Here is a 25372-nt window from a genome sequence, read left to right as displayed (position 1 = left end):
AGGCCGAGGACGATGCCCGTACCACCAGTCGTCCCTTTGACACCGACAAGGACTGGCTGGTCGGTCAAAGGAATCGGGACCGAGGGTCGCTGCATGGAGATATCTGGCGTGGCACAGCCCTTGAGCTTGCCGATTGCGGCGTGCTCGCTGTCTTTCCCGCCGGCGGCTGGTGGAGGTACCACAACAGCAGCGACCGTGTTGGCCGCCAGGGTGTTCCCCGTGTGTTGGAGATCGTCAAAGTGGACCTTCGGGACGCCGGTCTTCGTGAGCGCCTTGGTTCAGAAACGGCGGTCGAATCACCTCTTCATAGGTGATCACCTATGAAGAGGTCACTTGGGCAACGGTTGGCTGCGCTTCATGAGGACGGTCAATTGGGGGTACGGGTAAGCGCATGTCGTATGTCTCAAACCGGGATGATTTAAGTTCATGCCGCCTGCTGATCCCATAAGATGACGAAGCACCGGGCTGTGCCATTCCGGGCAGATAGAGGAGCTAGGTGGCCGATTCGCCAGTCGACCGATCCAAGACGGTCGGCGACGCCGCTGGCAATGTTGGTCTATTCGGGCGCGACGGCGATCTCCGCGTACTCCGCTCCTTGGTGGAGCGCGCCCGGCATGATGGCGGAGCGCTGCTGTTGTTCGGCGAGCCCGGTGTCGGAAAGACGGTGCTGCTGGACGCGGCGAGCGCGTACGCCGAGGCAGCCGGTACGCACGTCTTGCGGGCATCAGGCACGCAGTTCGAGGCGGCTCACAGCTTCTCCACGCTCCATCAGGCCTTGTATCCACTGGTGGGCGATCTCGACGCGTTGAACCCGGTACACCGCAGGGCGCTCGGCGTCGCGCTGGGTCTTCGAGACGGTTCCCCGCCGGGCCTGCTGGTGATCGCGAACGCGGCCTTGGCGCTGTTGTCCCACGCGGCGGTGACCCGGCCCATACTGGTGGTCGTCGACGACCTGCCGTGGCTCGATCGGGCCAGCGCCATGGTCCTGGCGATCGTCGCCCGCCGGGTGGCGGGCAGGCGGGTCGGTTTCCTGGCCGCCTACCGGTCCGGCGACGAAAGCTTCTTCGACCGTGCCGGCCTGCCCGATCACGAGGTGCGGTCGCTTGCGGACGAGGCCGCGGACGCGCTGGCGGCGCACTGGTTGCCCGCGCTCGTGCCCGCGGTGCGGCGACGTCTCCTGGCGGAGGCGCAGGGGAACCCGCTGGCCTTGCTTGAGCTTCCCCTCACGCTGTCGGGCCGGCAGCGATCCGGTGTCGCGCGTCTGCCGGAGGTGCTGCCGTTGAGCGGTCGTCTCCAAGCGGCGTTCGAGTCGCGGATCAGCGGGCTGCCGTTGTCGGCACGGCAGGTGCTGCTGCTGCTGGTGTTGGACGGCACGGGCAGCCTGCGCGCGCTGGCGGCGCTCGGCGCCGATGCGACGGCGCTGGCCCCGGCCGAGCGGGCGGGGCTGGTCTCCGTTGAAGAGGGGGCCGGCCGGGTGAGGTTCCGGCATCCGTTGACGCGTTCGGCGGTCGTCAACCTGTCCACAGCGGAGGAACGGCTGCGGGCGCACGCGATGCTCGCCGAGCGGCAGTCGGACAGTCCGGAGCGCAGAGCCTGGCATCTGGCCCACGCCACGGTCGGTACGGACGAGCGGGTGGCGCAGCTGCTGGAGAAGGCGGCTCACACGGTCCGCGCACGCGGCGACGCGGCTGGTTCGGTCACCGCTCTGCTGCGGGCTGCCGATCTCAGCCCGGTCGGCACCGACCGGAGTCGTCGGCTCGCCCAGGCGGCGTACTTCGGGGCGGTGATGACCGGCGACCTGCGGGAGGTGCCGCGCCTGCTTGCCGACGCCCTGCAGGGCGAGAGCGGGAGCGCCCGATCGCTGGCCTCAGCCGTCGCGGCCGCCCATCACCTGCTGCTCAGCGGCGAGGGAGACGTCGACACCGCGCACCGGCTGCTGGTCGGCGCTATTGAGATGCAGCCCACGCCCTACGACAGCGGGGACGACACGCTCGTCGAAGCGTTCTACACCCTGGGCTGGGTCTGCTACTTCGGCGGGCGGGCTGAGCTGTGGGCGCCGTTCCACGCGGCGTTCGCTCAGCTGGCCGCGCCGGTTCCGGAGCTGCTCACCCTATTGGTGGGTACCTTCGCCGATCCGGCCCGTACGGCGTCCGCGCTGCTCGCCCGGATCGAGGCGGCGATCGCCGATCTGGACGGGCACGGTGACCCGGTCTGGAGCGTCCGTGTGGGGCTGGCCGCGATGTTCGTGGATCGGCTGACCTCGTGCCGGGCCGCCCTGTGGCGCATCCTGCGCGACCATCGTGATGGCACCGCGGTGACGCTGACCCTGCACGCCCGGTCGTTGCTCGGGCTGGATCAACTCATCACCGGTGAGTGGGATGAGCTGCGGGCTCTGGCCGAGGAGCACGTCGAGCTGTGCCGGCTGCACAACTATCGGTTGCTGGAATGCCTGGGGCTGTGCCTGTTGGCGATGCTGACCGCTGCCCGTGGCGACCATGAGGCCACCAAGGCGCTGACCGATCGGATGATGGTGTGGGCGACGCCGCGGCGGGCCGGGATGGTGCGGCGTATCGCGGCCCAGGCCCTGATACTCGACGCGCTGGGCCGCGGGGACTTCGAGGAGGCATACCGGCACACGATGACGATCACGGCCGCCGGCGAGCTGGCCGGCCATGTGCCGCACGCGTTGTGGGTGATCATGGATGTCGTCGAGGCGGCGGTGCGCACCGGGCGAACGACGGAAGCGGTCGCGCACGTCGAGGCGGTACGGGCCTGCGAGGTTGCCGCGCTGTCGCCGCGGCTGGCCATGACCGTGGACGCCGCGGCTGCCTTGGTGGCGGGCGACGAGGACGCGGTCATCCTGTTCGAGCGGGCGCTTTCCATGGCCGACGGCGAGCACTGGCCGTTCGATCGCGCACGTATCGCCCTCGCCTACGGAGAGAGGCTACGGCGTAACAAAGCAGCTATCGAGGCCCGTCGGCACCTCACCGATGCCCTGTACGCATTCCAGCGGCTGGAGGCCCGGCCATGGGCCCAACGGGCCGCGAGTGAGCTGCGCGCGACCGGGCAAAGCATCGGCCACCTCGCCCCCGCTGGTCCGGGATCCCTTACCCCGCAGCAGCGTGAGATCGCCGAACTCGCAGCCGCCGGGTTGACCAACAAGCAGATCGGCGAACGGCTCTTCCTGTCGCCCCGGACCGTTGGGACCCACCTCTACCAGCTCTTCCCGAAGCTCGGCATCACCTCACGCGCCGCCCTGCGCGACGCGCTGGCCGGCCTCGACGACGAGGCGCCGCCGCCCGCGATCCCCTGAGGACGCCAGTCATTTGACGCAATCGAGTATGGCCTACGGTTGCCTACTGTTCTTCACGTCTGCATCACACCAGTACGCGAGGAGGAAGCATCATGAGTTCCACTGCGGCCAACGTTGTGCTCGTGCACGGTGGTTTCGTCGACGGGTCGGGCTGGCAGCCCGTCTATGACCTGCTCAAGCGGGACGGCTACCGGGTCAGCATCGTCCAGAACCCCACGCTGACGCTGGACGGGGACGCTGAGGCTACCCAGCTGATCCTGGACCGCCAGGACGGTCCCACCGTGCTTGTCGGACACTCCTACGGTGGCGCGGTCATCAGCGAGGCCGGTAACCACCCGCGGGTGTCGGCGCTGGTCTACATCGCCGCGTTCGCGCCCGACAAGGGCGAGTCCGTGAACACGCTCATCGCCGACCCGCTGCCGGGCGCGCCGGTGCCACCGATCCTGCCCCCGGTCAACGGGTTCCTCTTTCTCGACCGGGACAAGTTCCACGCCTCCTTCGCGGGCGACCTGCCGGCCTCGCAGGCTGAGTTCCTCGCCGACTCGCAGGTGCCGTGGGGCGTCGGCGCGCTCAGCGGCACCGTCACCGAACCCGCCTGGCGCACCAAGCCCAGCTGGTACCTGGTCGCCACCGACGACCGGATGATCCCGCCACCGGCTCAGCGGGCTATGTCCGAGCGTGCGGGCGCCACAGTGGTGGAAGCCGTCGGCAGCCATGCCATCTACGTCTCCCAGCCGGAGGCCGTCGCCGAGCTGATCAAGAAGGCGGCTGCCGGCGGCTGAGCGAACGGCTTGCAGGAGGTCCGGTGGACACCCCCGCCCGTGTCCACCGGCTGCCGGGCTTTCTACCCTCACCTGCATCGCGAGCGAGCGACTGCTCGCGTCGGTGTCACGGATCGTCTCGAACACCTCGGCCGCTCGCACGTAGGCTTGACGGCTCTCGCCAGTCCGGTCTTCCTCAGCAGCGCGGCGAGTATCTCCAGGGTGTGGGCATGCCGGTAGTTGGACAACTGGAACTGCTCCATGAGAGCGATCGCCTCAGTGAGCTTGGGATCGCTTCGGTCCGGCGGCCGAGCAGTCCCAGACATTGGCCGGCGAGGGAAAGCGCGTCCTGCTGGATGATCGCCGTGATGCTCGGTGTCATCCTGGGCTGGTCGTCGGCTGGGGTGCTGTGTACAGCAACAGGGCCGCACAACACCTCACTCCGACACCCACCGCCACACGCCCGAGCAGGCCGAGGAGTTCGCCAGGTGGTGACTGGCTCCCGTTTGCAACCAGGAAGTCAGGAGTTCGAATCTCCTATCCGGCTGTGACGTGTCGTCAGGTCAGCCGGATCCGCACAGCCTCTTGAGCTCGGCGAGGTCCGTGTTGATGTCCGCGATCACCTGGTTGGGATCGCCGCCGGTCATGCCGGTCATGCCGGTCAGCCGGAAGTTCATTTCCTGGAATTCGGCGGCCAGTCGACTGATCGTCGCCCCCACCGCTCCTTGCGCGTCGAGGACCGCGCCCATCAGGTCGAGGTAGGTCTGGCGAGCCGCGGCTGCCTGGCCGCTGCGGGTGGTCCCGGCGGTACCAGGTAGGCGACCAGCGCGACCACGGCGGCTACCGCACCCGTCAGAGCGCTCGTCGCCGCCCAGTTCGGGCGTAAACCTGCTCCTGCACCCGCCGTCGGCGGCTGCGCTGGTCCGTTCTCCGTCATGCCCTCATCGTGGCCGAGCCGCCGAACTTGGTCCAGGAAGCCTTCTACTGAGATGGGAACGCGCAATTCATCGGACACGCGGCGACATCATGCCTACCGCCCCAGTTTGACACCTTAAGTGTTCATATCCTTACCAAGGGTGATTGGCGCATCCGTCTGCAGGTCACCGAGGCCGGTAGCCCTTCTTCTTACGGCCGGCTGGCACGGCCCGGCGACCGGAGCCATTCTGTGCGGGTTTTTGTGCCTGCCGCTGTGCCGGTTTCTCCACAGGGGAGGCGGGGGTACGGCCCCGCGAGCTGTTCACCGTCCGGCCGCGGACGATGCCGATGAAATCTTCCACCAGGTCAGTGGTCGCGTCCGTGGGCCAGGCCAGCGCAACCTGAGACCGCGGCGCGTCCGGCACCGGCCGGTAAGTGAGATCCCTGCGGTGGTGGAGGCGTGCCAGCGACATCGGAACCAGGAGAATCCCAGTGCCGGTCGCTACGAGCTCGACCGCGTCCGCCGTTGTGGCCGGGCGGGTGAACGCGGGCAGCCCGGGCCGGGCGGTCCACTCGATGGTGTCGTCCAGAGGATGGAACACCTCGTCGTCGATAAGGTCGGCGATGGCCACCTCGTCGGCGGCGGCCATCGCGTGGTCCTTAGGCACCACGACCACCATGGTCTCCAGGTAGAGAGGAATCACGCTGAGTCCGTCCCGGTCGACCGGCAGCCTGACGAATCCGGCGTCGGCGCCGCCGTTCCGCAGGAGTCCCACCACCTCGTCGGCGGGAACCGCGACCAGGGTGACCGGCACGCCGGGCATTCTCTCGGTCCAGACGTTGACCCATTTCGCAGGTGTCACCCCGGGCACGTACGCCAGTCGAAACGTCCTGCCGGTCTCTCCATCAGTCACTTCCTCAGGGTACCGATGTCAAGGGAACCTGTTCCGGCTGACTACTCTTGATGCCATGACCTCGCCCAAACCGAAGACCATCCAGACAATGAAGCCCGCGACCGCGGCCAAGAAGCTGGGTGTCCCCCTCTCGGCCACTCCCGCCGAGTTCCAGGCGAGTGTCGTCTCCAGGGACGAGTTGAACGAGTTGCAGTCGACGCCACCTGCCTGGCTCGCTGACCTGCGCCGCAACGGCCCGCACACCAAGCAGGTCATCGCCGCGAAGCTCAGGGTCTCCATTGCCGGCCTGATCAGAGGTGGGATCACCGGACCGCTCACCACCGCTGAGATCGATGCGCTGAAAGCGGAGAACCCGGCGTGGCTGGAGCGCGAGCAGTCCAGCTACGCCGAGGCCCGCAAAGAAGCGCTCCGCCTCAAGCAACGCTAGACAGCTGAGATCCTGCACGTTTCCGAGCCAACGAGGTCGGGATCCCAGCCATGTGTCAAGGCGTAGTTGATGACCCTCCGCACGTCCTCGGGGGTCGAATAGGTGCAATCGGTCGCACAGCCCCACGGCAAGACCGCCTTTGACAACAGATCCGCCTGGAGCACACGGCTGTTCTTCCCGGCGCCCCAAACCCGCAGGCGAATACACCTGTGACAGTCACGCTCACCGGCCAGGTGGTTGATCCGGCACATCCATACGAACTCTCGCCCGCTCGCATACAGCTTTCGTAACCTTGCCCGCACGCTGCCCACCTCACCTCATTGGCCAGGTCGAAGCCTATGACTGCTCACCCGCGTACTATGTGAGCATTTGCTCATTTTCCTGGCATGCAGGGTGACGGCCTTCGGTGCTATCCAGCAACCTCGGCGTCCTGCCCGATCGCCTACGGCCCGGCGTACCAAGCTGTACCCATGCGGGGAGGCGCGGCGCCCGCGGTGGGAGAGGTTGCTCCCGAACATGGAGGAACATGGAGCAAGATTTTCAAGGGAGGAAGCTGAGCCTACTGTGCCTGCACCACCGGTGGGCCCTCGCTCGCCTGGACGAGGACGAACCCCTGGCCCTGGAAGGCGAGCTGCATGGCCTCGCCGCTGCCACGGCCGATCAGCGCACCGACTTTCATCGTTCGGTTGACGCCCACGTGCAGGCCGGCGCTCCAGCAGACCGCGGACTGGCCGTCGGCGAAGGTCGGTATCTGGGAGGTATCGAGGAGCACCGGCGTGCCGTGCGCGGTGACCGCGACCCAGCCGGTGCCCTTGATCGTCATGTTGAACAGGCCGCCCGCGGCGATACCCGCGCCCTGCACGCGCTGGATGTCCCAGGTGAGCTGGGGATCGAAGGCCAGCAGGTTGCGGCCGTTGACGGTGAGAGCTTCGTTCTCCAGGTAGAACAGGTGGATGTCGTCGGCGTTGTCGGCCAGGAACAGCAGGCCCTGCCCTCTGACGCGCATCAGCGGGGCGCCCTCGCCGGTCACCATCTTCTTGAACAGTTTTCCGACCCCGCCCGATCCCTCGTAGTCGAAATCCATCTGGCCCTGGAAGGCGACCATCGAGCCCTGCCTGGCGAGCACCTCGTGCGGTAGCCGGACGCGAAGCATCTTGGAGTTCTGCAGGGCGAAGTTGGCGGGAACCTGCTGGGAGTCCAGGTTCCCGAAGAGCGCGCTGCGCATGAGGCTCCCTTTGATGGGTGTAGTCGACATGGGTAGTGACGAACGGGGACGGGGCTCCGGTTCCCGCGAGCCCTTACGACGTTGGTAATCGACGTTGGTGATCGTGGGCGACGCGGACCTGTGTGTCAAGCCGTCACCCGAGGGCAGCCTGGCTCCGCTTGCCACTGCTGCGACAGCCAATCGGTGGATTCTTTCACCTCCACCCGGTCACGCAGCGCCTCGTGACGCACTCCGCAGCAGCCGCTGCCCCTCTTCGTCATCGATCTCGCGTACGCGTACTCGTTCTGCCGCCAAGACGGCCTGACCGTGACGCGCCACCCCCCAAGCCCACCGTCCGGACGGTGCGTCACGCCACAACGGGACAAGGGTTGCCTGGCACGGCACTAGACTTGTACTGTTCGCTGTCTTGTACTATTCGTGTTTATGACAGTAGGTTTGGCGCCATGACCGCACCCAGGACCCCGACCACCGCCGAGGAACTGCGCGGTGTCGGCCTGCGGGTGACGGCCGCCCGCGTCGCACTGCTCGAGACCGTCCGGGACGGTGACCACCTCGACGTCGAGACGATCGCCTCCGGGGTACGCGATCGCGTAGGCCATGTCTCCCTTCAAGCCGTGTATGAGGCTCTCCACGCGCTCACCGCGGTGGGCCTCGTACGCCGCATCGAACCGGCCGGCAGCCCGGCCCGGTTCGAGGGGCGCGTCGGGGACAACCACCACCACGTCGTGTGCCGGTCGTGCGGCGTCGTCGCCGACGTCGACTGCGCGGTCGGCGAGGCGCCCTGCCTGGCCGCGTCCGGTGACCACGGCTTCTCGATCGACGAGGCCGAGGTCATCTACTGGGGCTTATGCCCCGGCTGTTCCAGCGCCAGCAGTTCCTGAGCACCATGATCTGCCTTATCCGGAAGGATTCTTATGTCTGAGAACCATGATGCAATCGTCGTAGACGCGAAGACGGAGGGCGGAGGTGGCTGTCCGGTCGCGCACGAGCGCGCCCCGCACCCGACCCAGGGCGGCGGAAACCGTCAGTGGTGGACGGAGCGGCTCAACCTGAAGATCCTCGCCAAGAACCCCGCCGTGGCCAACCCCCTCGGCGAGGAGTTCGACTACGCCGAGGCGTTCAAGACCCTCGACCTCGCGGTTGTGAAGCAGGACATCGCTGAGGTGCTGACGACCTCGCAGGACTGGTGGCCGGCCGACTACGGCCACTACGGCCCGTTCATGGTCCGGATGGCGTGGCACAGCGCGGGCACCTACCGGATCAGCGACGGCCGCGGCGGCGCCGGGGCCGGCCAGCAGCGCTTCGCCCCCCTCAACAGCTGGCCGGACAACGTGAACCTCGACAAGGCCCGCCGCCTGCTGTGGCCGGTCAAGAAGAAGTACGGCCAGAAGCTCTCGTGGGCCGACCTCATGATCCTCGCCGGCAACGTCGCCCTGGAGTCGATGGGTTTCAAGACCTTCGGCTTCGCCGGCGGTCGTGAGGACGTCTGGGAGCCCGAGGAGGACGTCTACTGGGGTCCCGAGTCCACCTGGCTCGACGACAAGCGCTACACCGGCGACCGGGAGCTCGAGAACCCCCTCGGCGCGGTCCAGATGGGCCTCATCTACGTCAACCCGGAGGGCCCGAACGGCAACCCGGACCCGCTCGCCTCGGCCCGCGACATCCGTGAGACGTTCCGCCGGATGGCGATGAACGACGAGGAGACGGTCGCCCTGATCGCGGGCGGTCACACCTTCGGCAAGACCCACGGCGCGGGCCCGGCGGACCACGTCGGCCCCGACCCCGAGGCTGCCCCGCTTGAGCAGCAGGGACTCGGCTGGAAGAGCACCTACGGCACCGGCAAGGGCGCGGACACGATCGGCAGCGGTCTGGAGGTCACCTGGACCTCGACGCCGACGAAGTGGACCAACAACTTCTTCTGGAACCTGTTCGGCTACGACTGGGAGCTGACCAAGAGCCCGGCCGGCGCGCACCAGTGGCGGCCGAAGCACGGCGCCGGTCAGGACTCGGTGCCCGACGCCCACGACCCGTCGAAGCGTCACGCGCCGTCCATGCTGACCACCGACCTCGCGCTCCGGTTCGACCCGGTCTACGGCCCGATCTCGCGGCGTTTCTACGAGAACCCCGACGAGTTCGCGGATGCCTTCGCCCGCGCGTGGTTCAAGCTGACCCACCGCGACATGGGCCCGGTCGCGCGCTACCTCGGCCCGGAGGTCCCGGCCGAGACGCTGCTGTGGCAGGACCCCCTCCCCGCGGTGACGCACGAGCTCGTCGACGCCGCGGACGTCGCCTCCCTCAAGGGCCAGGTCCTCTCCTCGGGCCTGTCGGTGTCCCAGCTCGTGTCCGCCGCGTGGGCGTCGGCCTCGTCCTTCCGCGGCAGCGACAAGCGCGGCGGCGCCAACGGTGCGCGCATCCGCCTTGAGCCGCAGAGCGGCTGGGAGGTCAACGACCCCGACCAGCTGGCGACGGTGCTGCGCACCCTGGAGGGGATCCAGGAGGCCTTCAACGCCGCCCAGACCGGCGGCAAGCAGGTCTCGCTCGCCGACCTGATCGTGCTCGCCGGCGGTGCGGCCGTCGAGCAGGCCGCCAAGGACGCCGGCTTCGACGTCGAGGTCCCCTTCACGCCGGGCCGCGTGGACGCCTCGCAGGAGCAGACCGACGTGGAGTCGTTCACCGCGCTCGAGCCGGTCGCCGACGGGTTCCGCAACTACGTCGGGAAGGGCAACCGGCTGCCGGCTGAGTACCTGCTGATCGACCGGGCGAACCTGCTGACCCTGAGCGCCCCCGAGATGACGGTCCTCGTCGGTGGCCTCCGCGTCCTGGGCGCGAACCACCAGCAGTCGCCGCTCGGCGTCTTCACCACGACCCCCGGGTCTCTGACCAACGACTTCTTCGTCAACCTGCTCGACCTGGGTACGACGTGGAAGGCGACGTCCGAGGACGCGAACACGTTCGAGGGGCGCGACGCCGCCACGGGCGAGGGCAAGTGGACCGGCAGCCGTGCCGACCTCGTCTTCGGGTCGAACTCCGAGCTGCGCGCGCTCGCGGAGGTCTACGCGAGTGACGACGCGAAGGAGAAGTTCGTGAACGACTTCGTCGCGGCGTGGGACAAGGTGATGAACCTCGACCGGTTCGACCTCGCCTGATCATGATGTCCAGGTCGGCCCGCGCCGGCCGACCTGGACGTCCTCAGGGTGATGCCGCGACCACCTACGTCGAGCGGGGATTCCAGGCGTCGACCGGCTGGTGGGTCTTCGTAGCGGCGGCGATCTTCGCACTGCCCGACGCACAGGCCGCCGCGCTCAGTGGAGCCCTGGACCTGGGCGACATCGCTCCGGAAAACCGGTTCCTGGTCGGGCTGGCCACGCTGAGCCTTCTCTCTGAACTCGTGGGGGATGGCGCGCTGCTCTGTCTCATCGACGACGCGCAGTGGTTCGACCAGGCGTCCATCGACGCGCTGGTGTTCGCGGCCCGACGCCTTGAGGCTGAAGGCGTCGCTATGATCTTCGCCGCCCGTGCGAGTTTCCAGGCCACAGGGCTCCCGAGCTCCGGATGGGCGGGCTGGACAGTGCGGCGTGTCCGACTGAGGGGGCCTGCTCTGGACAACGTGCTCGACGGGGCGGGAAACGGAAGTGCTCCGCCTGAGAGGCCCTCGGTGCTCTCTCCTGCCGACCTTGGATAACGTCGAGGTCATGCGGCTTCATGTGGGATGCGCGATGTGGACTCACAAGTCATGGCAGGGGCGCTTTCTGCCCCATCCGCTTCCTGTCGGGGAGCGCTTGCGGGCCTATGCGACCTGGTGCAACGCGGTGGAGGGCAACACGACGTTCTACGCGACACCGGCCAGGAGCACAGTGGAGTCGTGGGCGCGGCAGACCACCCCGGACTTCCGCCTGGTGGTCAAGCTGCCCAAGTCGATCACGCACGAGGGCCGCCTTACCGGCGTCGACGAGGAACTTCGCTCGTTCCTGGAGGCGATCGAGCCACTGGGGCCGCGAACTCACGCCCTCTGGGTCCAACTGCCGGGATCGTTCGCTCCGACCGACCTCGGCACCCTGGCGGCCTTTCTTCGCCGTCTGCCCCGCTCGCACAGGTACGCCGTCGAAGTCCGCCACCGCGCGTTCTTCGAGGACGCGCGATCCGCACGGCTTCTCGAAAGGGTTCTCACCGACGTCGGTGCCGAGTGGGTCCCCTTCGACACCACCGTCCTCTTCCAGAGCCCTCCGACCAGCGATTCCGAACGAGATGCGTGGACGAAGAAACCGCGCGTGCCGCGCCGGTCGTTCGCTCTCACCGACCGGCCGATCGTGCGCTACCTCGGCCGGGACGCCACGGAGCGCACGATCGAGGGCTGGCGGTACTGGATCGACACGGTCGCCGAATGGCTGAGCGAAGGTCGCTCGCCGACCGTGTTCATCCATACCCCCGACAACGCCGATGCGCCGATGCTCGCCCGTCGTTTTCACGACGACGTGCGGGCCCGGCTGCCCGGGATCGAGCCGTTGCCCGAGCCCATGCCGACCGAGCCACTGACCCTCTTCTGACCGCCGGGCCGCCCGTCGTACGTCGGCGGACGGACAGGAAAAAGTCCAGGTTGGGGATGGTCGCCGTCACCTGAGCTTTGATCTTCGTTCGGCCTTCTTCCGGTCCGCGTTCGGCATCGCCCGCCCTCGACATCGGTGACCTGCGGCCTGCGGCCCGCCGGCCGGATCCCGATGAAGGGGCCGCCTTGGATATCAGAAGCTGCCCACGACCCCGAGCGCATTGTGCATCTGGCAGCTGTTCCCGAAGGTCCGAGACGACATGGTGAATCGGCTGTTCCACACACCGACCGCCGACACCGTCACCGGCTCATAGTTCAGCGGGCAGAGACTTCCCGGCGAAGGCTTGAGCTTACGCACATCACCATTTGCAGGTTCCAGAGCCGTGCACGCCTCCCGCGCGTTCGGGTGCGTCCCTCCGCCGATCGGTGAGCACTGCAACACCACCGCCCGAGCCGGTGGCAGAATGACCGGCCCCTGACTGGCCGTCAGCACCAGCGCCCGAGCCGACAGCTCACCCGACACGTCGAACACACCGGGCACGTCGAACATATCCGGTCTATCGGACACACCAGGCACGTCGGACACACTCGGCATAGGCTCACCGAGCGAATCAGCGTCGGCGGGTAACGCACTGAGCGTGGTCATCGCACCGAGGAACGCCACACCAAAAATCATCCGCTCCGCAAGCTGCTTCATCCAGATCGTCCCCCAGCTCACGCGATGTTCAATGCTCCCAGCGTGACCAGCGGCGACGCGGAAGCCAAGCATCGACCTTCCAGGCACACGTCAAGGTTTCGCGAGAGGGTAAAGCCAGGTGGCACTCACTTCTTCAGAGGTCACGGCCGGACCGGTGATCAGACGACCCGGGCTGGACCGTCGGCCCGGTGGAGGGCTCGTCCTGGGCGGCGGTGTCCGGCTTGGGCCGCCGCAGCACGATGAGCGCGACGGTGAAGGCGGCCATGAGCAGAGCGGCGGCGGCGCCAAAGGCCAGTTGGTAGCCGCCGGTCAGCGCGGCCGCCTCGCTTCTGCCCGCGGAGAGCAGCTCCTCGGTACGCGAGGCGGCCAGCGTGGACAGCACCGCGACGCCGGTGGCCATACCGACCTGCTGGGTGGTGTTGAACAGCCCGGACGCCAGGCCCGCGTCATCGGCCCTGGCACCGGTTTACTTCGGGCCGTTGACGGTCACCAGGGTGATTGGTGCACCTGACGGAAAAGCGGGCACTAGTCAACGAGAGCTTCACTTGGGGAGTGTTCGCACTGTAATTAGTATATTTTTTGAGACGATGACCCACATGAGCGACATGGTCATCAGCCTTGCCGACCTCCGTCGGGCATGCGCCCTGCTGCTCGACGCGGCGGAAAAGCATCACGGCGAACACGTTGAGTTGGAATCAATCGCGGCGGACCACTACTGGGATCTTCCCTTCGCGGGGGCATTCGACATGTCGAGTGATCCGGCCACGGATATCGGGGTCGGCCAGGTAAGTGACGACCTCGACGAGATTCACGCCCTGCTCGCCCGTTCGCCGGATGAACCCGTGATCCTGTGGCATGACCTTATTCATCTCTGCGGGCTTCTGCGAGCGATCGCCCTGGCCGACGCCGCCAGATGACCACGGTCATCATCCACGCGGGGCGTACATGATGACCAGCACGCCGAGCATGCAGATGGCGGCTCCGATGATGTCCCAGCGGTCGGGCCGGAACCCGTCCACCACCATGTTCTCCCCAGCGCCAAGGCCGCCTGTCTCCGCCGCGAGCGACCCCCACACCCCGAAGGTAAGCCTGTACCGAGGTACAGGATGCAACTCCCGATCTCATCGATGATTTTTGCGGCCTGCTGAACTGCCGCTGGAGTGCGAAGGGGAGGAGTGCCCGGGGGAGTCCCGAGGGGTCTCGGGGGGCCGCGCCCTGGGGATTCGCCGACGTCGTTCCGGGTGAGCCTCCGGGCGGCGTTCGGCGCGGACCTCGGGGCGGCGGACGTATACCGGATCACCCGGCTGGAGGAGCCGGTAGATGGGGACGGCGTTGTGCAGCGGGACCCGGACGCACCCGTGGGAGGCGGGGAAGCGGGGAACGAGGGTGGAACCGTGGACGGCGATGCCACCGTTGAAGTAGACGGAGTAGAACATCGATCCCAGGATCCCCGTGGACCAGCCGGGGACCCGTGCCCCGACCCAGTAGTCACCGACCGGGGTGTCGGCGAATCCGCAGTGGCCCTTCTCGCAGTACGACCTGCGAGCACCGGTCGAGATGTGGGTCACCAGCACGGGTTTCCCGCCCTTCCACACGGTGAGGAGCCGGCGTCGTAGATCGATCTCGGTCCTCTCCGGCCCTCCGTACCCCACCAGGGGCCTGATGCGCCTGGGACGCAGGAGGGCCTGCCAGGTCGGCAGGTCGATTCTGTCGACGGGCCTCAACCCGTTGGCCTTCTGAAAGGCCCATACGGTCATGCGCAGCGCGGAATCGTACGTGAAGCTGAGATTTCCCGGGGTGAAACCCAGATCTCTAAGCCTTTTTTTCACATTATGGACCTCGATTCCCCTGCTGCCCACTTTGAGGATCGTGAATTGGTCGGGAAGGGGGGCCTGCTGGAAATCCGGGGAGGGGTCGATCGCGGCGTGCGCGACGCCGGCGGGCAGGGTTGTGGCCAGGGCGAAGATGGTTCCTGCGATCAGGGAGCGGTGGGCGGTGCTTCGCATATGTGACGTCTATCCGCTGGCAGTGATTATTAACCCTCTAATGCCACTTGCCAGAAAGTAAGACTTATACCGCCGTGTGTGACCCGACGGTTAATGTGAAGAGGCTTTCCCGAGAAAGTAGATATGTGTTTTAAGGCGGCGAGATATGGTGATTTCAGGGATATATGTATGATATTTTCGGGGCCATTGAGTGTGAACGATGCGTTGCCACGCACCGGCCCCCCCGGCCCCCCGGCCTTCCCCGGCCCCCCGGCCTTCCCCGGCCCCCCGGCCTTCCCCGGCCCCCCGGCCTTCCCCGGCCCCCCGGCCCCCCGGCCTCCCCCGGTCCTTGGTGCTCGGCTCCCGACCTCACCTGCGCACACGGGCGCGCCTTCTGGTCTCGTGCGACATGTCGCACCCCGCTGATCTCCCGCTCGCGAGCCGTACCGGACCGCACGGTCTTGTACGGCTCGCGGCGTGTCTCTATCCGGAGAACGCCGGGTGTGCCCCTCTGGAGCGTGCGGGATGCTCGCGGACGTCACGAAGACATCCCGTACGGGATCCAGGGGAGCATCGGCCGATCAGCCGAGCCGGATGACGCCCTTGGAGACCTTGATTTTCCTGCGGGCCAGTGGCCGCGTGGCCGGCCCCCTGGCCACCGAGCCGTCGGCGATCCGGAACCTGCTGCCGTGGCAGGGGCAGTTGATGGTCCCGCCGCGGATGGTGGAGACCGGACAGCCCTGGTGGGTGCATTTGGCGCTGAAGGCACGGAAGGTGCCCTTGACGGGCTGGGTGACCACCCACTTGCCGTTGATGATCCGGCCACCGCCGACGGGGATGCCGCTGGTCTTGGCGAGCACGGGACCGGCGGTCTCTCCGGCCTCCTCGGCCGCCTCGGCCGGGCGTACCCATGCGACGGCCGACGCGATCGCGGCGGCGGCGCCGCCCGCGAGACCGCGGAAGATCATTAATCGACGAGTGGGGGTGGGCATGGCGGGCCTCCTGGGGGGCGAATGGATCACGTGTGTGGTTCATATCACAGGAAAGCGGGCCTGCAGACAGGCTCCGCGCTCCTCCCCGACGATGCGCAGGCTGCCGCCGTGCCGTACCGCGATGTCCCTGGCGATGGCCAGACCGAGGCCCGATCCGCCCGCGTCCCTGTCCCTGGCCTCGTCCAGCCGGGTGAAGCGGTCGAAGACCGCCTCGTGGTGCTCGGCGGGGATGCCGGGGCCGTCGTCGCACACGTCGAGCACCGACTCGCCGCCGTCCGTGGACAGCCGGACGGTGACCGCGGAGCTCGCGTGGCGTACGGCGTTGTCCACCAGGTTGGCCACCAGGCGCCGCAACTGCCCGGCCGAGCCGAGGACCACGGTGTCGGCCGCCACCTCCAGCGCCACCCTGATCTCCGATCTGGGCCGAGACCTGGCCGCCTCCTCGGCGGTCACCTGGCCGAGGTCCACCTCCTCGTGGCAGGTGGGCTCTCCCGCGTCCAGGCGGGCGAGCAGGAGGAGATCGGAGGTGAGTGCCTGGATCCGCTCCACGTCGGTCAGCGCCTCGGCCGCCAGCGGCCCCGGCGGAGCCAGCTCAAGGCGCGTCCGCAAGATGGCCAGCGGGCTGCGGAGTTCGTGGGCGGCGTCGGCGACGAAGCGCTTCTGCCGGCCGACCGCCAGTTCGAGGCGGTCGAGCGTGCGGTTCATGGTCTCGGCGAGGCGGGCGATCTCGTCGCGCGACCGCGGTACGGGAACCCGCCGGTGCAGGTCGTTCGCGGTGATGTCGGCCATCTCGGTGCGAATGGCCGAGACCGGTGCCAGTGCCCGGCCGACGACGAGCCAGGTCAGGACGGCGACCAGCAGGAGCAGCGCGGGGATGCCGGGCAGCAACAGGCCCCACAGTGCCCGCAGCGCGTCCCCCGTCGGCTCCAGCGACGCCCGGGCCTGCACGAACATCATGCCGTCGGCGGTGTCCACGGGCATCGTGGCCAGGGCGAAGGAGTCGCCGGGCGCCCACTGCGCCACCTCGGTGGACTGGGACGCGGTGCCGCCCTGGAAGACCTTCACGACTTCCGGGGGTTCTCCCCCGGTCGATGGGACGGCGGTCGAGGTCCGGGCCAAGAGCGCCGGTGGTGCGGGGTACGTGAAGATCTTGACGTCGGGGTCGAGGAGGGTCGTCTTCGAGAGGCTGAGACCGTCGGCGGCCGTTCCGGCGAGCGCCACGCCGCCGGTGAGCACCTCGGCGGTGGCGTCGGCGCGACGGACGGCCTCGTTGGAGGCGCTCCGCGTCAGGCTCCCCGTCAGCACGCCGATGAGCACCGCCGCCGCCACGCCCAGCGCGACCGCGACGATGGCTGTGGCGGCGAGGGTCGCCCTGAGCCTTACCGACAGGCGTGACGCCATCTCAGGCCTCCAGCCGGTAGCCGGCGCCGCGCACCGTCACCAGTGACGAGCGGCCGAACGGAGAGTCGATCTTGCGGCGGAGCGCGCTGATGTAGACCTCCACGATGTTCGGGTCGCCGTCGTAGGAGAAGTCCCAAGCCTGGGCCAGCAGGTCGCTCTTGGAGACCACCTCGCCCTGCCTGCGCGCCAGGCCGTGCAGCACCGCGAACTCCTTGGGGGTGAGGGGGATGTCCACCTCCCCACGGCGGCAGCGGAGCCCCGCGGGATCGACGGTCAGGTCGCCGACCGCGATGGACACCGGTCTGGCGTGGCCGCCCCGGCGTACCAGTGCGCGCAGCCGGGCCAGCAGCACCACGTAGGAGAACGGCTTGGACAGGAAGTCGTCCGCGCCCGTGTCCAGGGCCTCGGCCTCGTCGTGCACCCCGTCCTTGGCGGTGAGCATCAGGATCGGCGTCCAGTTCTCCGCGTCGCGGAGCCTGGCGCAGACGGTGTAGCCGTTCATCCGGGGCAGCATGACGTCCAGCACGATCACGTCGTACGGGTTCTCGGTCGCCATCCAGAGTCCGTCGCGCCCGTCGTACGTCACGTCGACGGCGAACCCCTCGCCCGCCAGCCCCTCCTTCAGTAGATGGGCCAGACGTTTCTCGTCCTCAACCAGCAGCACGCGCATACCGCCCAGCGTGCCGCACCGTGCCTAAAGCCAACCTGAAGATGATTTCTGTCGTCTTCAGGCTGGGTTCAGGCAGCGGGCGGGAGCCTGTGATCTCCAGATCCGCTTGACGGGTCCGCTTGACGGGTCCGCCTATAGATCCGCCTGATAGATCCGCCTGACAAGGAGAACGCCCATGCGCATCCGCATGCTCGCCGCCGCCGTGGTGACCGCGGGGGCACTGATGGCCACCCTGACCGGGGCCGCCAGCGCCGACGACACGCCCACGCCCGCCCCCAAGGAAGGCACCGAGCATATCCAGTGCGATGGCGGCGGCCATGTGACCCTGACGACGCACCGGCTCACCGAAGCCGAGATCAAGGAGTTGGAGAAGGCCGGATCGTTGCCCTTCGTGTCCACCGCGCCCTCGGGACGGGCCGATGAGGCCGGGGTGCCGGCCGCCCACGTCACGATCGCCGGGGAGGCCGGGGTGCCGGCCGCCCACGTCACGATCGTCAGGAGCGTCCCGGCGGAAGCGGGGGACGCGAAGGAGCTTCCCCCTCTCCCCGAAGGCGTGACTCCCGGCAAGGACATCAAGGTCATGGCCGCTCCCACGGTGACTGCGGGGACCGCGGGGCCCGGGGCTCCGGAGGCAGGGATGGTGACCGTGTTCTCCGAGGACGTTCCCGAGGGGGCCGAAGGGGGCGAGGGGGCCGGGGATGCCGCGGTCAGGGTCATGAGCGCGCTCTCCGGTGACGAGCCCAAGGTCACCTGCTTCAAGAAGGAGTAGCCTCGCGGAGGCGGCCCTGAAGACCTGCGAACCGGCCGGGGAAACCCGTGCGGGAGTGACTCCGGCCGGTTCGCAGCCAACCGGTGCCGGACCGACCTGGCAGGCCGCACCGTGTAGGGGCCGGTGCGGCTCAGTCCTCGGTGACTCGGCTCCCGGTCGAGTCCCGGCCCTCGGGGAAGGTCGGGTGCGGGTCCAGGGTCCAGTACTCGTACAGGCCGTGACCGACGTGGCCGTCGTACTCGAAGCGGCCGACCATGGCGCCGGCCCGCACAGCGGTGGGGCCCGCACCTTCGAAGGTGCGGGCCCCACCGCTGACAGGTGACGTACGCCGTGGTCGGCCGACCGGCGTATGTCGTACCGCTAGGGCAGTTTCCTGGACGTGTGCTCCGCCCTGGCGTCGGCCTTGCCCCCCAGTTCGTCGGCCTTCGACGTGGCGTCGTCCGTCACGTTGGAGGCTTTGCCCGTCACCGTCTCCATCTTGTGTCCCACCCAATGGGACGCGTCGGAGGCGCTCTCCTTCAGGGTGTCCGCCCACTGGTCGGCGTTCTTGCGGTACAGCGCGTAGCCCGCCGCTCCGATCGCGACGCCGATGACCAGCAGGGCCATCGGCCATCCGCGGGACTTGGTGGGCTTGGGATCGATCTTCGCGGCGGCCTGGGACAGCGCGGCGCTGAGCTTCGGCGCGAGCTGTTCCTCGATCGAGTGCGCGGCGGCGTCAAGCCTCGGTGCCGCCCACCCGCGTGCGACGATAATCTTATCACCGGCCATGTCACGAGCCTGGCCGGCCATGTCACGGGCCTGGTAGACCACGTCGCGGGCCTGGCCGGCCAGCGGGCTGACCCGATCCACGACGAGGACAGCCTGAGCCTTCGCGTGGCGCAGCCGCCTTTCCGGAGCCACGATCTTCATGTGGCGCTTTCCAAACAGTGCTAGAGGCACAACAACCTCCCCATTCGTTGGGGCCCCGTCGCCACCCCTTCCCGCTCGAAGGCGGCTCAATCATGACGGCCCGTGGGAGGATGGCATGAGGATCGGTTCCGGCCGAAATCGTCAAAGCGCTACAAAAGCAATACGTTGCATAGGCATTGCCACAACCTGAAGGGGGCAGTCCGATCATGGCTGAGAAGTTGATCGCGAACCTCAACACCAATCGCGGTAGCGTGAAGGTCCAGCTCTTCCCGGATCACGCGCCCAAGACCGTGCGCAACTTCGTCGAGCTCGCCGAGGGCACCCGCGAGTGGGTGCACCCGGAGACCGGCCAGAAGTCCACCGACAAGCTGTACGACGGCACCATCTTCCACCGGGTCATCTCGGGCTTCATGATCCAGGGTGGCGACCCGCTGGGCCAGGGGGTCGGTGGTCCCGGCTACAAGTTCGACGACGAGATCCACCCGGACCTCTACTTCAACCGCCCGTACCTGCTCGCCATGGCGAACGCCGGCATCCAGATGGGCCGCGGCACCAACGGCTCCCAGTTCTTCGTCACCGTGGTGCCCACGCCTCACCTCAACGGCAAGCACACCATCTTCGGTGAGGTGATCGAGGGTCAGGACGTCGTCGACGCCATCGCCAAGACCGATACCGACGCCCGGGACCGCCCCACCGAGCCCGTGGTCCTGGAGTCGGTGACCATCGAGCGCGTTCAGAGCTGACCTTTCGCCCGGCGGCCTCCCCCGGAGGCCGCCGTTCGCATTTCCGGCCGATGCCGCTCAGCCACTGTTTGTGTGTGTACGGGCACTCGGGATCGTGAATAGGCTGGCAGTCTGGGGATAACAGAACGCGCGAAGGGGCCAGCCACAGACCATGACCACCCAGCCGTCCAGCGACCCCAACACCGTTGTCCCCAACTGCTACCGGCATCCAGGGCGTGAGACCTACGTCCGCTGCCAGCGCTGTGAGCGCCCCATCTGCCCCGACTGCATGCGCGAGGCCTCGGTGGGCTTCCAGTGCCCCGAGTGCGTGGCGGAGGGCAACAGGGGCATGCGGCAGGCACAGTCCGTGTTCGGCGGCCGGGCGGTCGTCACGCCCCGGGTCACCTGGGCGCTGCTGGTTCTCAACGTCCTGGCCTACTTCGCCGAGACCGTGCGCACCGACTGGGTGCTGGACAACTTCGCGATGAACTCCTACGCCGTCGCCTACAACGGCGAGTGGTGGCGCCTGATCACCGGGGCCTTCCTGCACATGCCGCTCGGCGGTGGCGGCTGGGCCCTGACCCACATCGTGTTCAACATGTGGGCCCTTTACGCCATCGGCCCGGAGCTGGAGCGGCGCCTCGGCTCGGCCAGGTTCCTGGCGCTCTATCTCCTTGCGGCGCTCGGCGGGTCCGTCGCGATCTACCTGTTCGGCATCGCCGCGGTCGGCGCCTCGGGTGCGATCTACGGCATGTTCGGCGCGCTGTTCGTACTCGGCAGGAAGCTCGGCTACAACGTCCAGGGTGTGCTCTGGCTGATCGGCATCAACGCCGTGATCACCTTCGTGGTCCCCGGCATCAGCTGGCAGGGGCACCTCGGCGGCCTGATCGCCGGCTCCCTGGTCGCGGCGGTGTTCGCCTTCGCCCCGGCCAGGAGCCGCGATGCCGTCCAGTGGGGAGGTTGCGCGGCGATGCTGGTCGTTCTGGTCGTGCTGGTGCTGGCGTTGCCGCCGTTCGCCCTCCAGGCCCAACTCGGCATCTACGGTTGATCCACACCCTGATGCTTCCCCAGGGTGTGGATAATGCCTGTGGAAAAGGCTAACGCCAGCGGGTGGACAGGATCACCCCGAGGATGATGAAGGCGAACCCGACCAGCAGGTTCCAGTTCTGGAGGGTGCCGAGAACGGGTGCGGTGGGCGCCACATAGTAGACGGCGATCCACAGGATGCCGACGATCCAGCAGGTCACCATGACCGGCGCCAGCCAACGCGGGCTGATCTTGATCTGCTGTGATGTCTGCGGCGGGGTGTATACCGGCTTCTTGCGAGTCTTGGGCTTGGGCACTGGGGTTCTTCTCCTGCGTCAACCCTGCGCGATCCGGACCGTGCGCAGGCCATGTCGATTAGCGTAGTCGCTGGTGAGTGAAGTCCCGTGTAAGGATAGTCCGCGCAGGTGGGCCATGGCGATTCCGTGAGGCACCATCCTGCGGCAAATGTTCTGCCGGGCCCGTGATCCGCTCCCGCCGGGCGGGTGTCCCGCTCGTTAGCCTGACTCCGTGAGAGCCGTGTTGAGGGCCATGGGCGATCTGAGTGTCACCACGGGTCTGGTCGTCCTGCTCTTCTGCGCCTACCTGCTGTGGGGCACCGGCTCCTACACCGCTGAGCAGCAGGTGCTGCTGCAAAGGCAGCTCATCGAGGGTGTTAAGGCCGGTCCCGGGCATGGTCCCGGGCATGGGCCAGGCCCGGTCCGGCTGGGCGGGGCGGTGGCGCTGCTGTCGATTCCCAGGCTCGGCGACGACTACCGGTACGCCGTCGTGGAGGGCGTCGACCAGGACCGGCTGATGATGGGGCCGGGGCACTACCCCGGCACCGCCATGCCAGGAAAAATCGGTAATTTTGTTCTTTCAGGGCATCGGACCACCTATGCCGCTCCTTTCGGCCGAATCGACGAGCTCCGGTGGGGCGATCGCATCGTGGTCGACGCCCGCGAGGCCCGCTACACCTACCGCGTCACCGGCAGGCGCGTCGTCGACCCCACCGAGGTCGACGTCATCGCCCCGGTCCCCGACCGACCGGGAAAGGCGCCGACCAAGGCGACGATCACCCTGTCCACCTGCCACCCGGAGTACTCGGCAGCCCAGCGGCTCGTCGTCTTCGGCGAGCTGGACAGGAGCCAGAACCGCCTCGAACGCCCCGAATAGCCCCGACAACCAACCCCGACAACCCGGAGAACCCGACAACCAACCCCGACAACCCGGAGAACCCGACAACCAACCCCGACAACCCGGAGAAGGAGTCTCGTGTACGGCTGGATCTGGCGGCTGCTTCCTGGAAACCTCGCGGTCAGGGTGTTCACCGCCGCCGTACTGGTCGGCCTGGTCGCGGCCGTACTCTGGTATGTCGTGTTCCCTTGGATCGAACCCCGCATCTCCCTCGACCTGACCGGCGTGGGCCTATGAGCCGTGTCCTCGTCGTCGACAACCACGACAGCTTCGTCCACACCATCGTCCAGTATCTCCGTGAGCTCGGCGCCACCTGCGACGTGCGCCCGCGCGACCGGGTCAGGGTCGAGGACGCCTCCGGCTTCGACGGGGTTCTGATCAGTCCCGGCCCCGGCACCCCGGAGAACGCGGGGGTGAGCGTCCCGCTCGTCGGCTACTGCGAGGCCCACGGCATCCCACTGCTCGGTGTCTGCCTGGGGCATCAGGCCATCGCCGTCGCCCACGGCGCGACCGTGTCGCGGGCCCCCGAACTGGTGCACGGTCGCACCAGCGCGATCACGCACGACGGGCGCGGGGTCTTCACCGGCCTGCCGTCGCCGGCGACCATGACGCGCTACCACTCGCTGGCGGTCCTGCCCGGGACGGTTCCCGAGATCCTTGAGGTGACCGCGACCACCGGTGACGGCGTGATCATGGGCCTGCGCCACCGTACGGCCCCCGTCGAGGGGGTGCAGTTTCACCCCGAATCGGTGATCTCCCAGCACGGTCATCGGCTACTTGGGAACTGGCTTGAAAGATTGTTGTAACGCGGCGCCCTTCCTGGGCGATTGACCAGTGAGAGTCCTTCCGCCATCGCCCCCGAGTGGCGGAAGGGCTCTTCCCCGTTTCCAGGCTTCTCCACGGGGGATTTCCAGACCTCTCGCACAGGCGAACTCCGGACCTCCCGCACGGGTGATTTCCAGACCTCTCGCACGAGTGATGCCGGAAGATCACGGGAATGAGGAAGGCCCCCGCGTGATCGCGCGGGGGCCTTCCTCATGTGCTCCGGGTCAGGTCCCGTCGGGCGGCGACTCATCGAAGATGGTGCCGTCGTCGGGCTCCGTGGGCATGTCCTCCGTCGGCTCCTCGGGAATGGTCGGCTCCTCGGACGGATAGGTCGGCTGCTCGGTCGGCTCGGGCGGCTGCCCGCTCGACACGATCAGCGTGATCGTCGTCCCCGGCTGGTACTTGCCACCCGCCTCGGGAGACTGGCTCAGCACGGTGTCCTGGGGAAGGTCACTCGGCTGCTCGACGACCTTCCACTTGAAGCCCGCCTCCTTGAGCATGTTCTTGGCGTCCCCGACCGTGAGGTTGACCACGCCCGGAACCTCCACCGCCTCCTTGGGGACGTAGATTCGTACGGTGCTGCCCTTGTTGGCCTTCTTACCCGCCTCGGGCAGGGTCTCGAAGACGACGCCCTGCTTCCGGCTGGAGGGCTTGCTCTGCAGGCTGACCTCGAAGCCGGCGTCCTCAAGGGCCCTCTTGGCGTCCTCCGCGGTCATGTTGAGCACGGAGGGCACCTCGACCTTCTCAATGCCCTTGGAGACCTTGAGCGTCACCTCGGAGTCCTTGTCCACCTCGGTGTCGGCCGCCGGTTCGGTGTCGATCACCGAACCCTTCGGTATCTCCTCGTCGAACGCCTGGAGCGTCTTCACCTTCAGGCCGAGGTCCGTCAGCGCCTTGGTCGCCGCCTCCACGGTCTGCGAGGCCAGCGGAGGGATCTTCACCTTGCCCGAGGCGACGGGGGTGCCGGGGGAGCTGAGGAACATGTAGCCCACGCCGATGAAGGCGCCGATGACCAGCAGGGGGATGAGGATCCACGCCGCGGTCTTGACCGCGGTGTTGCTGCTCTGCTGCCGGCGCCGACCGCGCTCGCCGGTGCGCCCGCCCCCCTCCTCGCCGTACTCGTACGCCGGGACGGCGGTGGTGCGCTGGGTGGCCGGGCCTCCGGGCCCGGGAGCCTGCATCGTCCGGGTGGCCGAGCCGTAGTTGTTGGAAATGGCCATGGTCTGGGCGTCCGTCGGGATGCCGGACATCGCCCGCTGGATGTCGGCCCGCATCTCCCCGGCGCTCTGGTAGCGGTGCGCCGGGTCCTTGGCCATCGCCTTGAGCACGATGGCGTCGGCCCACGGGGGGATGTCGGGGTCGATCTGCGACGGAGGGATCGGCTCCTCGCGCACATGCTGGTAGGCGATCGCGACAGGCGAGTCGCCGGTGAACGGGGGCTGTCCGGTCAGCAGCTCGTACAGCACGCAACCGGTGGAGTAGAGGTCGCTGCGGGCGTCGACCCGCTCGCCCCTGGCCTGCTCCGGCGAGAGGTACTGGGCGGTGCCGATCACCTGGGCGGTCTGTGTCATGGTCGCGGCCGAATCGGCCATCGCGCGGGCGATGCCGAAGTCCATGACCTTGACGTCGCCGTTACGGGTGATCATGATGTTCGCCGGCTTGATGTCCCGGTGGACGATGCCGCCACGGTGGCTGTAGTCCAGTGCCCGCAGGATCCCGTCGACCAGCTCGGCGGCACGCTCGGGCAGCAGCCGCCGGTCGGCCCGGAGCAGGTCGCGCAGCGTGCGGCCGTCGACGTACTCCATCACGATGTAGGGAACAGGCGCACCCTCTGAGACGTCCTCGCCGGTGTCGTAGACCGCGACGATGGACGGGTGGTTCAGCGATGCGGCGGACTGAGCCTCCCGGCGGAAACGCGCCTGGAAGATGTGATCCCTGGCCAGGTCCGCGCGGAGGGTCTTGATGGCGACGATCCGATCCAGCCGGATGTCTCGGGCGCGATAGACCTCGGCCATGCCGCCACGCCCGACGACGCCGTCAAGCTCGTAGCGATCGCCGAGGCGTCGGGGCTGAGTCATTTCCTG

27 protein-coding genes and 1 pseudogene are annotated in these 25372 nt (G+C 67.9%); 14 read left to right on the top strand and 14 right to left on the bottom strand.

The features are described 5' to 3' along the window. Positions 1-496: 496 nt before the first annotated feature. Together OIE13_RS30465 and OIE13_RS30460 are read left to right on the top strand one after the other, a co-directional pair. The gene (locus tag OIE13_RS30465; protein ID WP_326829050.1) at positions 497-3313 is read left to right on the top strand and encodes a helix-turn-helix transcriptional regulator; all 2817 of its coding nucleotides are present in this window, start codon (positions 497-499) and stop codon (positions 3311-3313) included. Positions 3314-3405: 92 nt separating this feature from the next. Continuing rightward, entirely contained in the window at positions 3406-4095 is a 690-nt protein-coding gene (locus OIE13_RS30460; RefSeq protein WP_326646256.1) for an alpha/beta fold hydrolase, read from the top strand. 542 nt (positions 4096-4637) lie between these two features. Here OIE13_RS30460 and OIE13_RS30455 read toward each other — a convergent pair. Both OIE13_RS30455 and OIE13_RS30450 read right to left on the bottom strand, forming a co-directional pair. Then, on the bottom strand, positions 4638-4823 hold the full coding sequence (locus OIE13_RS30455) for a hypothetical protein (protein ID WP_326646257.1): 186 nt from the start codon (positions 4821-4823) through the stop codon (positions 4638-4640). A gap of 351 nt (positions 4824-5174) precedes the next feature. Further along, entirely contained in the window at positions 5175-5903 is a 729-nt protein-coding gene (locus OIE13_RS30450; RefSeq protein WP_326646258.1) for a LysR family substrate-binding domain-containing protein, read from the bottom strand. A gap of 55 nt (positions 5904-5958) precedes the next feature. Here OIE13_RS30450 and OIE13_RS30445 point away from each other — a divergent pair, with 55 nt between their 5' ends. Then, on the top strand, positions 5959-6330 hold the full coding sequence (locus tag OIE13_RS30445) for a DUF5997 family protein (RefSeq protein ID WP_326646259.1): 372 nt from the start codon (positions 5959-5961) through the stop codon (positions 6328-6330). A gap of 559 nt (positions 6331-6889) precedes the next feature. Here OIE13_RS30445 and OIE13_RS30440 read toward each other — a convergent pair. Beyond that, on the bottom strand, positions 6890-7555 hold the full coding sequence (locus OIE13_RS30440) for an AIM24 family protein (protein ID WP_326646260.1): 666 nt from the start codon (positions 7553-7555) through the stop codon (positions 6890-6892). 443 nt (positions 7556-7998) lie between these two features. Between OIE13_RS30440 and OIE13_RS30435 the strand changes: the two genes are divergently transcribed. Genes OIE13_RS30435 through OIE13_RS30420 form a run of 4 tightly spaced genes read left to right on the top strand, consistent with a single transcriptional unit; the run spans position 7999 to position 12099 of the window. After that, positions 7999-8436 (top strand): Fur family transcriptional regulator, encoded by a 438-nt coding sequence (locus OIE13_RS30435; protein WP_326646261.1) that lies wholly within the window; start codon positions 7999-8001, stop codon positions 8434-8436. A gap of 33 nt (positions 8437-8469) precedes the next feature. Beyond that, positions 8470-10701, top strand: a complete 2232-nt coding sequence (gene katG / locus OIE13_RS30430) for a catalase/peroxidase HPI (RefSeq protein WP_326646262.1) — start codon at positions 8470-8472, stop codon at positions 10699-10701. 2 nt (positions 10702-10703) lie between these two features. Then, positions 10704-11237, top strand: coding sequence for a hypothetical protein (locus OIE13_RS30425; RefSeq protein WP_326646263.1), 534 nt, complete (start codon positions 10704-10706; stop codon positions 11235-11237). 10 nt (positions 11238-11247) lie between these two features. Then, entirely contained in the window at positions 11248-12099 is an 852-nt protein-coding gene (locus OIE13_RS30420; protein WP_326829049.1) for a DUF72 domain-containing protein, read from the top strand. 192 nt (positions 12100-12291) lie between these two features. Here OIE13_RS30420 and OIE13_RS30415 read toward each other — a convergent pair whose 3' ends face one another. Together OIE13_RS30415 and OIE13_RS30410 are read right to left on the bottom strand one after the other, a co-directional pair. After that, the gene (locus OIE13_RS30415) at positions 12292-12795 is read right to left on the bottom strand and encodes an SSI family serine proteinase inhibitor (RefSeq protein WP_326829048.1); all 504 of its coding nucleotides are present in this window, start codon (positions 12793-12795) and stop codon (positions 12292-12294) included. A gap of 133 nt (positions 12796-12928) precedes the next feature. After that, positions 12929-13195 (bottom strand): hypothetical protein, encoded by a 267-nt coding sequence (locus OIE13_RS30410; RefSeq protein WP_326646265.1) that lies wholly within the window; start codon positions 13193-13195, stop codon positions 12929-12931. A gap of 196 nt (positions 13196-13391) precedes the next feature. Here OIE13_RS30410 and OIE13_RS30405 point away from each other — a divergent pair, with 196 nt between their 5' ends. Then, a complete protein-coding gene (locus OIE13_RS30405; RefSeq protein ID WP_326646266.1) occupies positions 13392-13712 on the top strand; it encodes a hypothetical protein in 321 nt (106 codons plus the stop codon). Between the two features lie 9 nt (positions 13713-13721). Here OIE13_RS30405 and OIE13_RS30400 read toward each other — a convergent pair. The 5 genes and pseudogenes from OIE13_RS30400 to OIE13_RS30380 form a co-directional block, all read right to left on the bottom strand. Continuing rightward, a pseudogene (locus OIE13_RS30400) lies at positions 13722-13823 on the bottom strand (YnfA family protein); the annotation flags it as partial. A gap of 93 nt (positions 13824-13916) precedes the next feature. Further along, a complete protein-coding gene (locus OIE13_RS30395; protein WP_326829047.1) occupies positions 13917-14801 on the bottom strand; it encodes a L,D-transpeptidase family protein in 885 nt (294 codons plus the stop codon). Positions 14802-15361: 560 nt separating this feature from the next. Further along, positions 15362-15772, bottom strand: coding sequence for a Rieske (2Fe-2S) protein (locus OIE13_RS30390; RefSeq protein WP_326646268.1), 411 nt, complete (start codon positions 15770-15772; stop codon positions 15362-15364). 39 nt (positions 15773-15811) lie between these two features. After that, entirely contained in the window at positions 15812-17173 is a 1362-nt protein-coding gene (locus OIE13_RS30385; protein WP_326646269.1) for a sensor histidine kinase, read from the bottom strand. A 1-nt stretch (position 17174) separates the two neighbouring features. Then, positions 17175-17843 carry a response regulator transcription factor gene (locus tag OIE13_RS30380; protein ID WP_326646270.1) on the bottom strand — a complete coding sequence of 223 codons (669 nt, stop codon included), beginning with the start codon at positions 17841-17843 and terminating at the stop codon, positions 17175-17177. 175 nt (positions 17844-18018) lie between these two features. Between OIE13_RS30380 and OIE13_RS30375 the strand changes: the two genes are divergently transcribed. After that, positions 18019-18612 (top strand): hypothetical protein, encoded by a 594-nt coding sequence (locus tag OIE13_RS30375; RefSeq protein ID WP_326646271.1) that lies wholly within the window; start codon positions 18019-18021, stop codon positions 18610-18612. A 130-nt stretch (positions 18613-18742) separates the two neighbouring features. On the opposite strand, the gene OIE13_RS30370 is transcribed toward OIE13_RS30375, so the two are convergent. Both OIE13_RS30370 and OIE13_RS30365 read right to left on the bottom strand, forming a co-directional pair. Next, positions 18743-18883 carry a hypothetical protein gene (locus tag OIE13_RS30370; RefSeq protein WP_326829046.1) on the bottom strand — a complete coding sequence of 47 codons (141 nt, stop codon included), beginning with the start codon at positions 18881-18883 and terminating at the stop codon, positions 18743-18745. Between the two features lie 89 nt (positions 18884-18972). Then, positions 18973-19521 (bottom strand): hypothetical protein, encoded by a 549-nt coding sequence (locus tag OIE13_RS30365; protein WP_326646273.1) that lies wholly within the window; start codon positions 19519-19521, stop codon positions 18973-18975. A 206-nt stretch (positions 19522-19727) separates the two neighbouring features. Here OIE13_RS30365 and OIE13_RS30360 point away from each other — a divergent pair, with 206 nt between their 5' ends. Next, entirely contained in the window at positions 19728-20264 is a 537-nt protein-coding gene (locus OIE13_RS30360; protein ID WP_326646274.1) for a peptidylprolyl isomerase, read from the top strand. Between the two features lie 151 nt (positions 20265-20415). Beyond that, positions 20416-21291: a rhomboid family intramembrane serine protease gene (locus OIE13_RS30355; protein ID WP_326646275.1), complete on the top strand. Its 876-nt coding sequence runs from the start codon at positions 20416-20418 to the stop codon at positions 21289-21291. Positions 21292-21340: 49 nt separating this feature from the next. Here OIE13_RS30355 and OIE13_RS30350 read toward each other — a convergent pair whose 3' ends face one another. Then, the gene (locus tag OIE13_RS30350) at positions 21341-21586 is read right to left on the bottom strand and encodes a cell division protein CrgA (RefSeq protein ID WP_326646276.1); all 246 of its coding nucleotides are present in this window, start codon (positions 21584-21586) and stop codon (positions 21341-21343) included. A gap of 211 nt (positions 21587-21797) precedes the next feature. On the opposite strand from OIE13_RS30350, the gene OIE13_RS30345 reads away from it, so the two are divergent. The 3 genes from OIE13_RS30345 to OIE13_RS30335 all read left to right on the top strand — a co-directional run bounded on the left by OIE13_RS30345 (position 21798) and on the right by OIE13_RS30335 (position 23269). Beyond that, positions 21798-22442, top strand: a complete 645-nt coding sequence (locus tag OIE13_RS30345) for a class E sortase (RefSeq protein WP_326646277.1) — start codon at positions 21798-21800, stop codon at positions 22440-22442. A gap of 99 nt (positions 22443-22541) precedes the next feature. Further along, positions 22542-22700, top strand: coding sequence for a hypothetical protein (locus tag OIE13_RS30340; protein WP_326646278.1), 159 nt, complete (start codon positions 22542-22544; stop codon positions 22698-22700). Then, positions 22697-23269, top strand: coding sequence for an anthranilate synthase component II (locus tag OIE13_RS30335; RefSeq protein ID WP_326646279.1), 573 nt, complete (start codon positions 22697-22699; stop codon positions 23267-23269). The genes OIE13_RS30340 and OIE13_RS30335 overlap by 4 nt, the downstream gene beginning before the upstream one ends. A 243-nt stretch (positions 23270-23512) precedes the next feature. Here OIE13_RS30335 and pknB read toward each other — a convergent pair whose 3' ends face one another. Beyond that, positions 23513-25366 carry a Stk1 family PASTA domain-containing Ser/Thr kinase gene (gene pknB / locus OIE13_RS30330; RefSeq protein WP_326646280.1) on the bottom strand — a complete coding sequence of 618 codons (1854 nt, stop codon included), beginning with the start codon at positions 25364-25366 and terminating at the stop codon, positions 23513-23515. Positions 25367-25372 lie beyond the last annotated feature (6 nt).

The sequence above is a fragment of the Streptosporangium sp. NBC_01810 genome, assembly GCF_035917355.1.
Classification (GTDB): Bacteria; Actinomycetota; Actinomycetes; order Streptosporangiales; family Streptosporangiaceae; genus Streptosporangium.
This window is presented reverse-complemented; position numbering and strand designations above follow the sequence as displayed.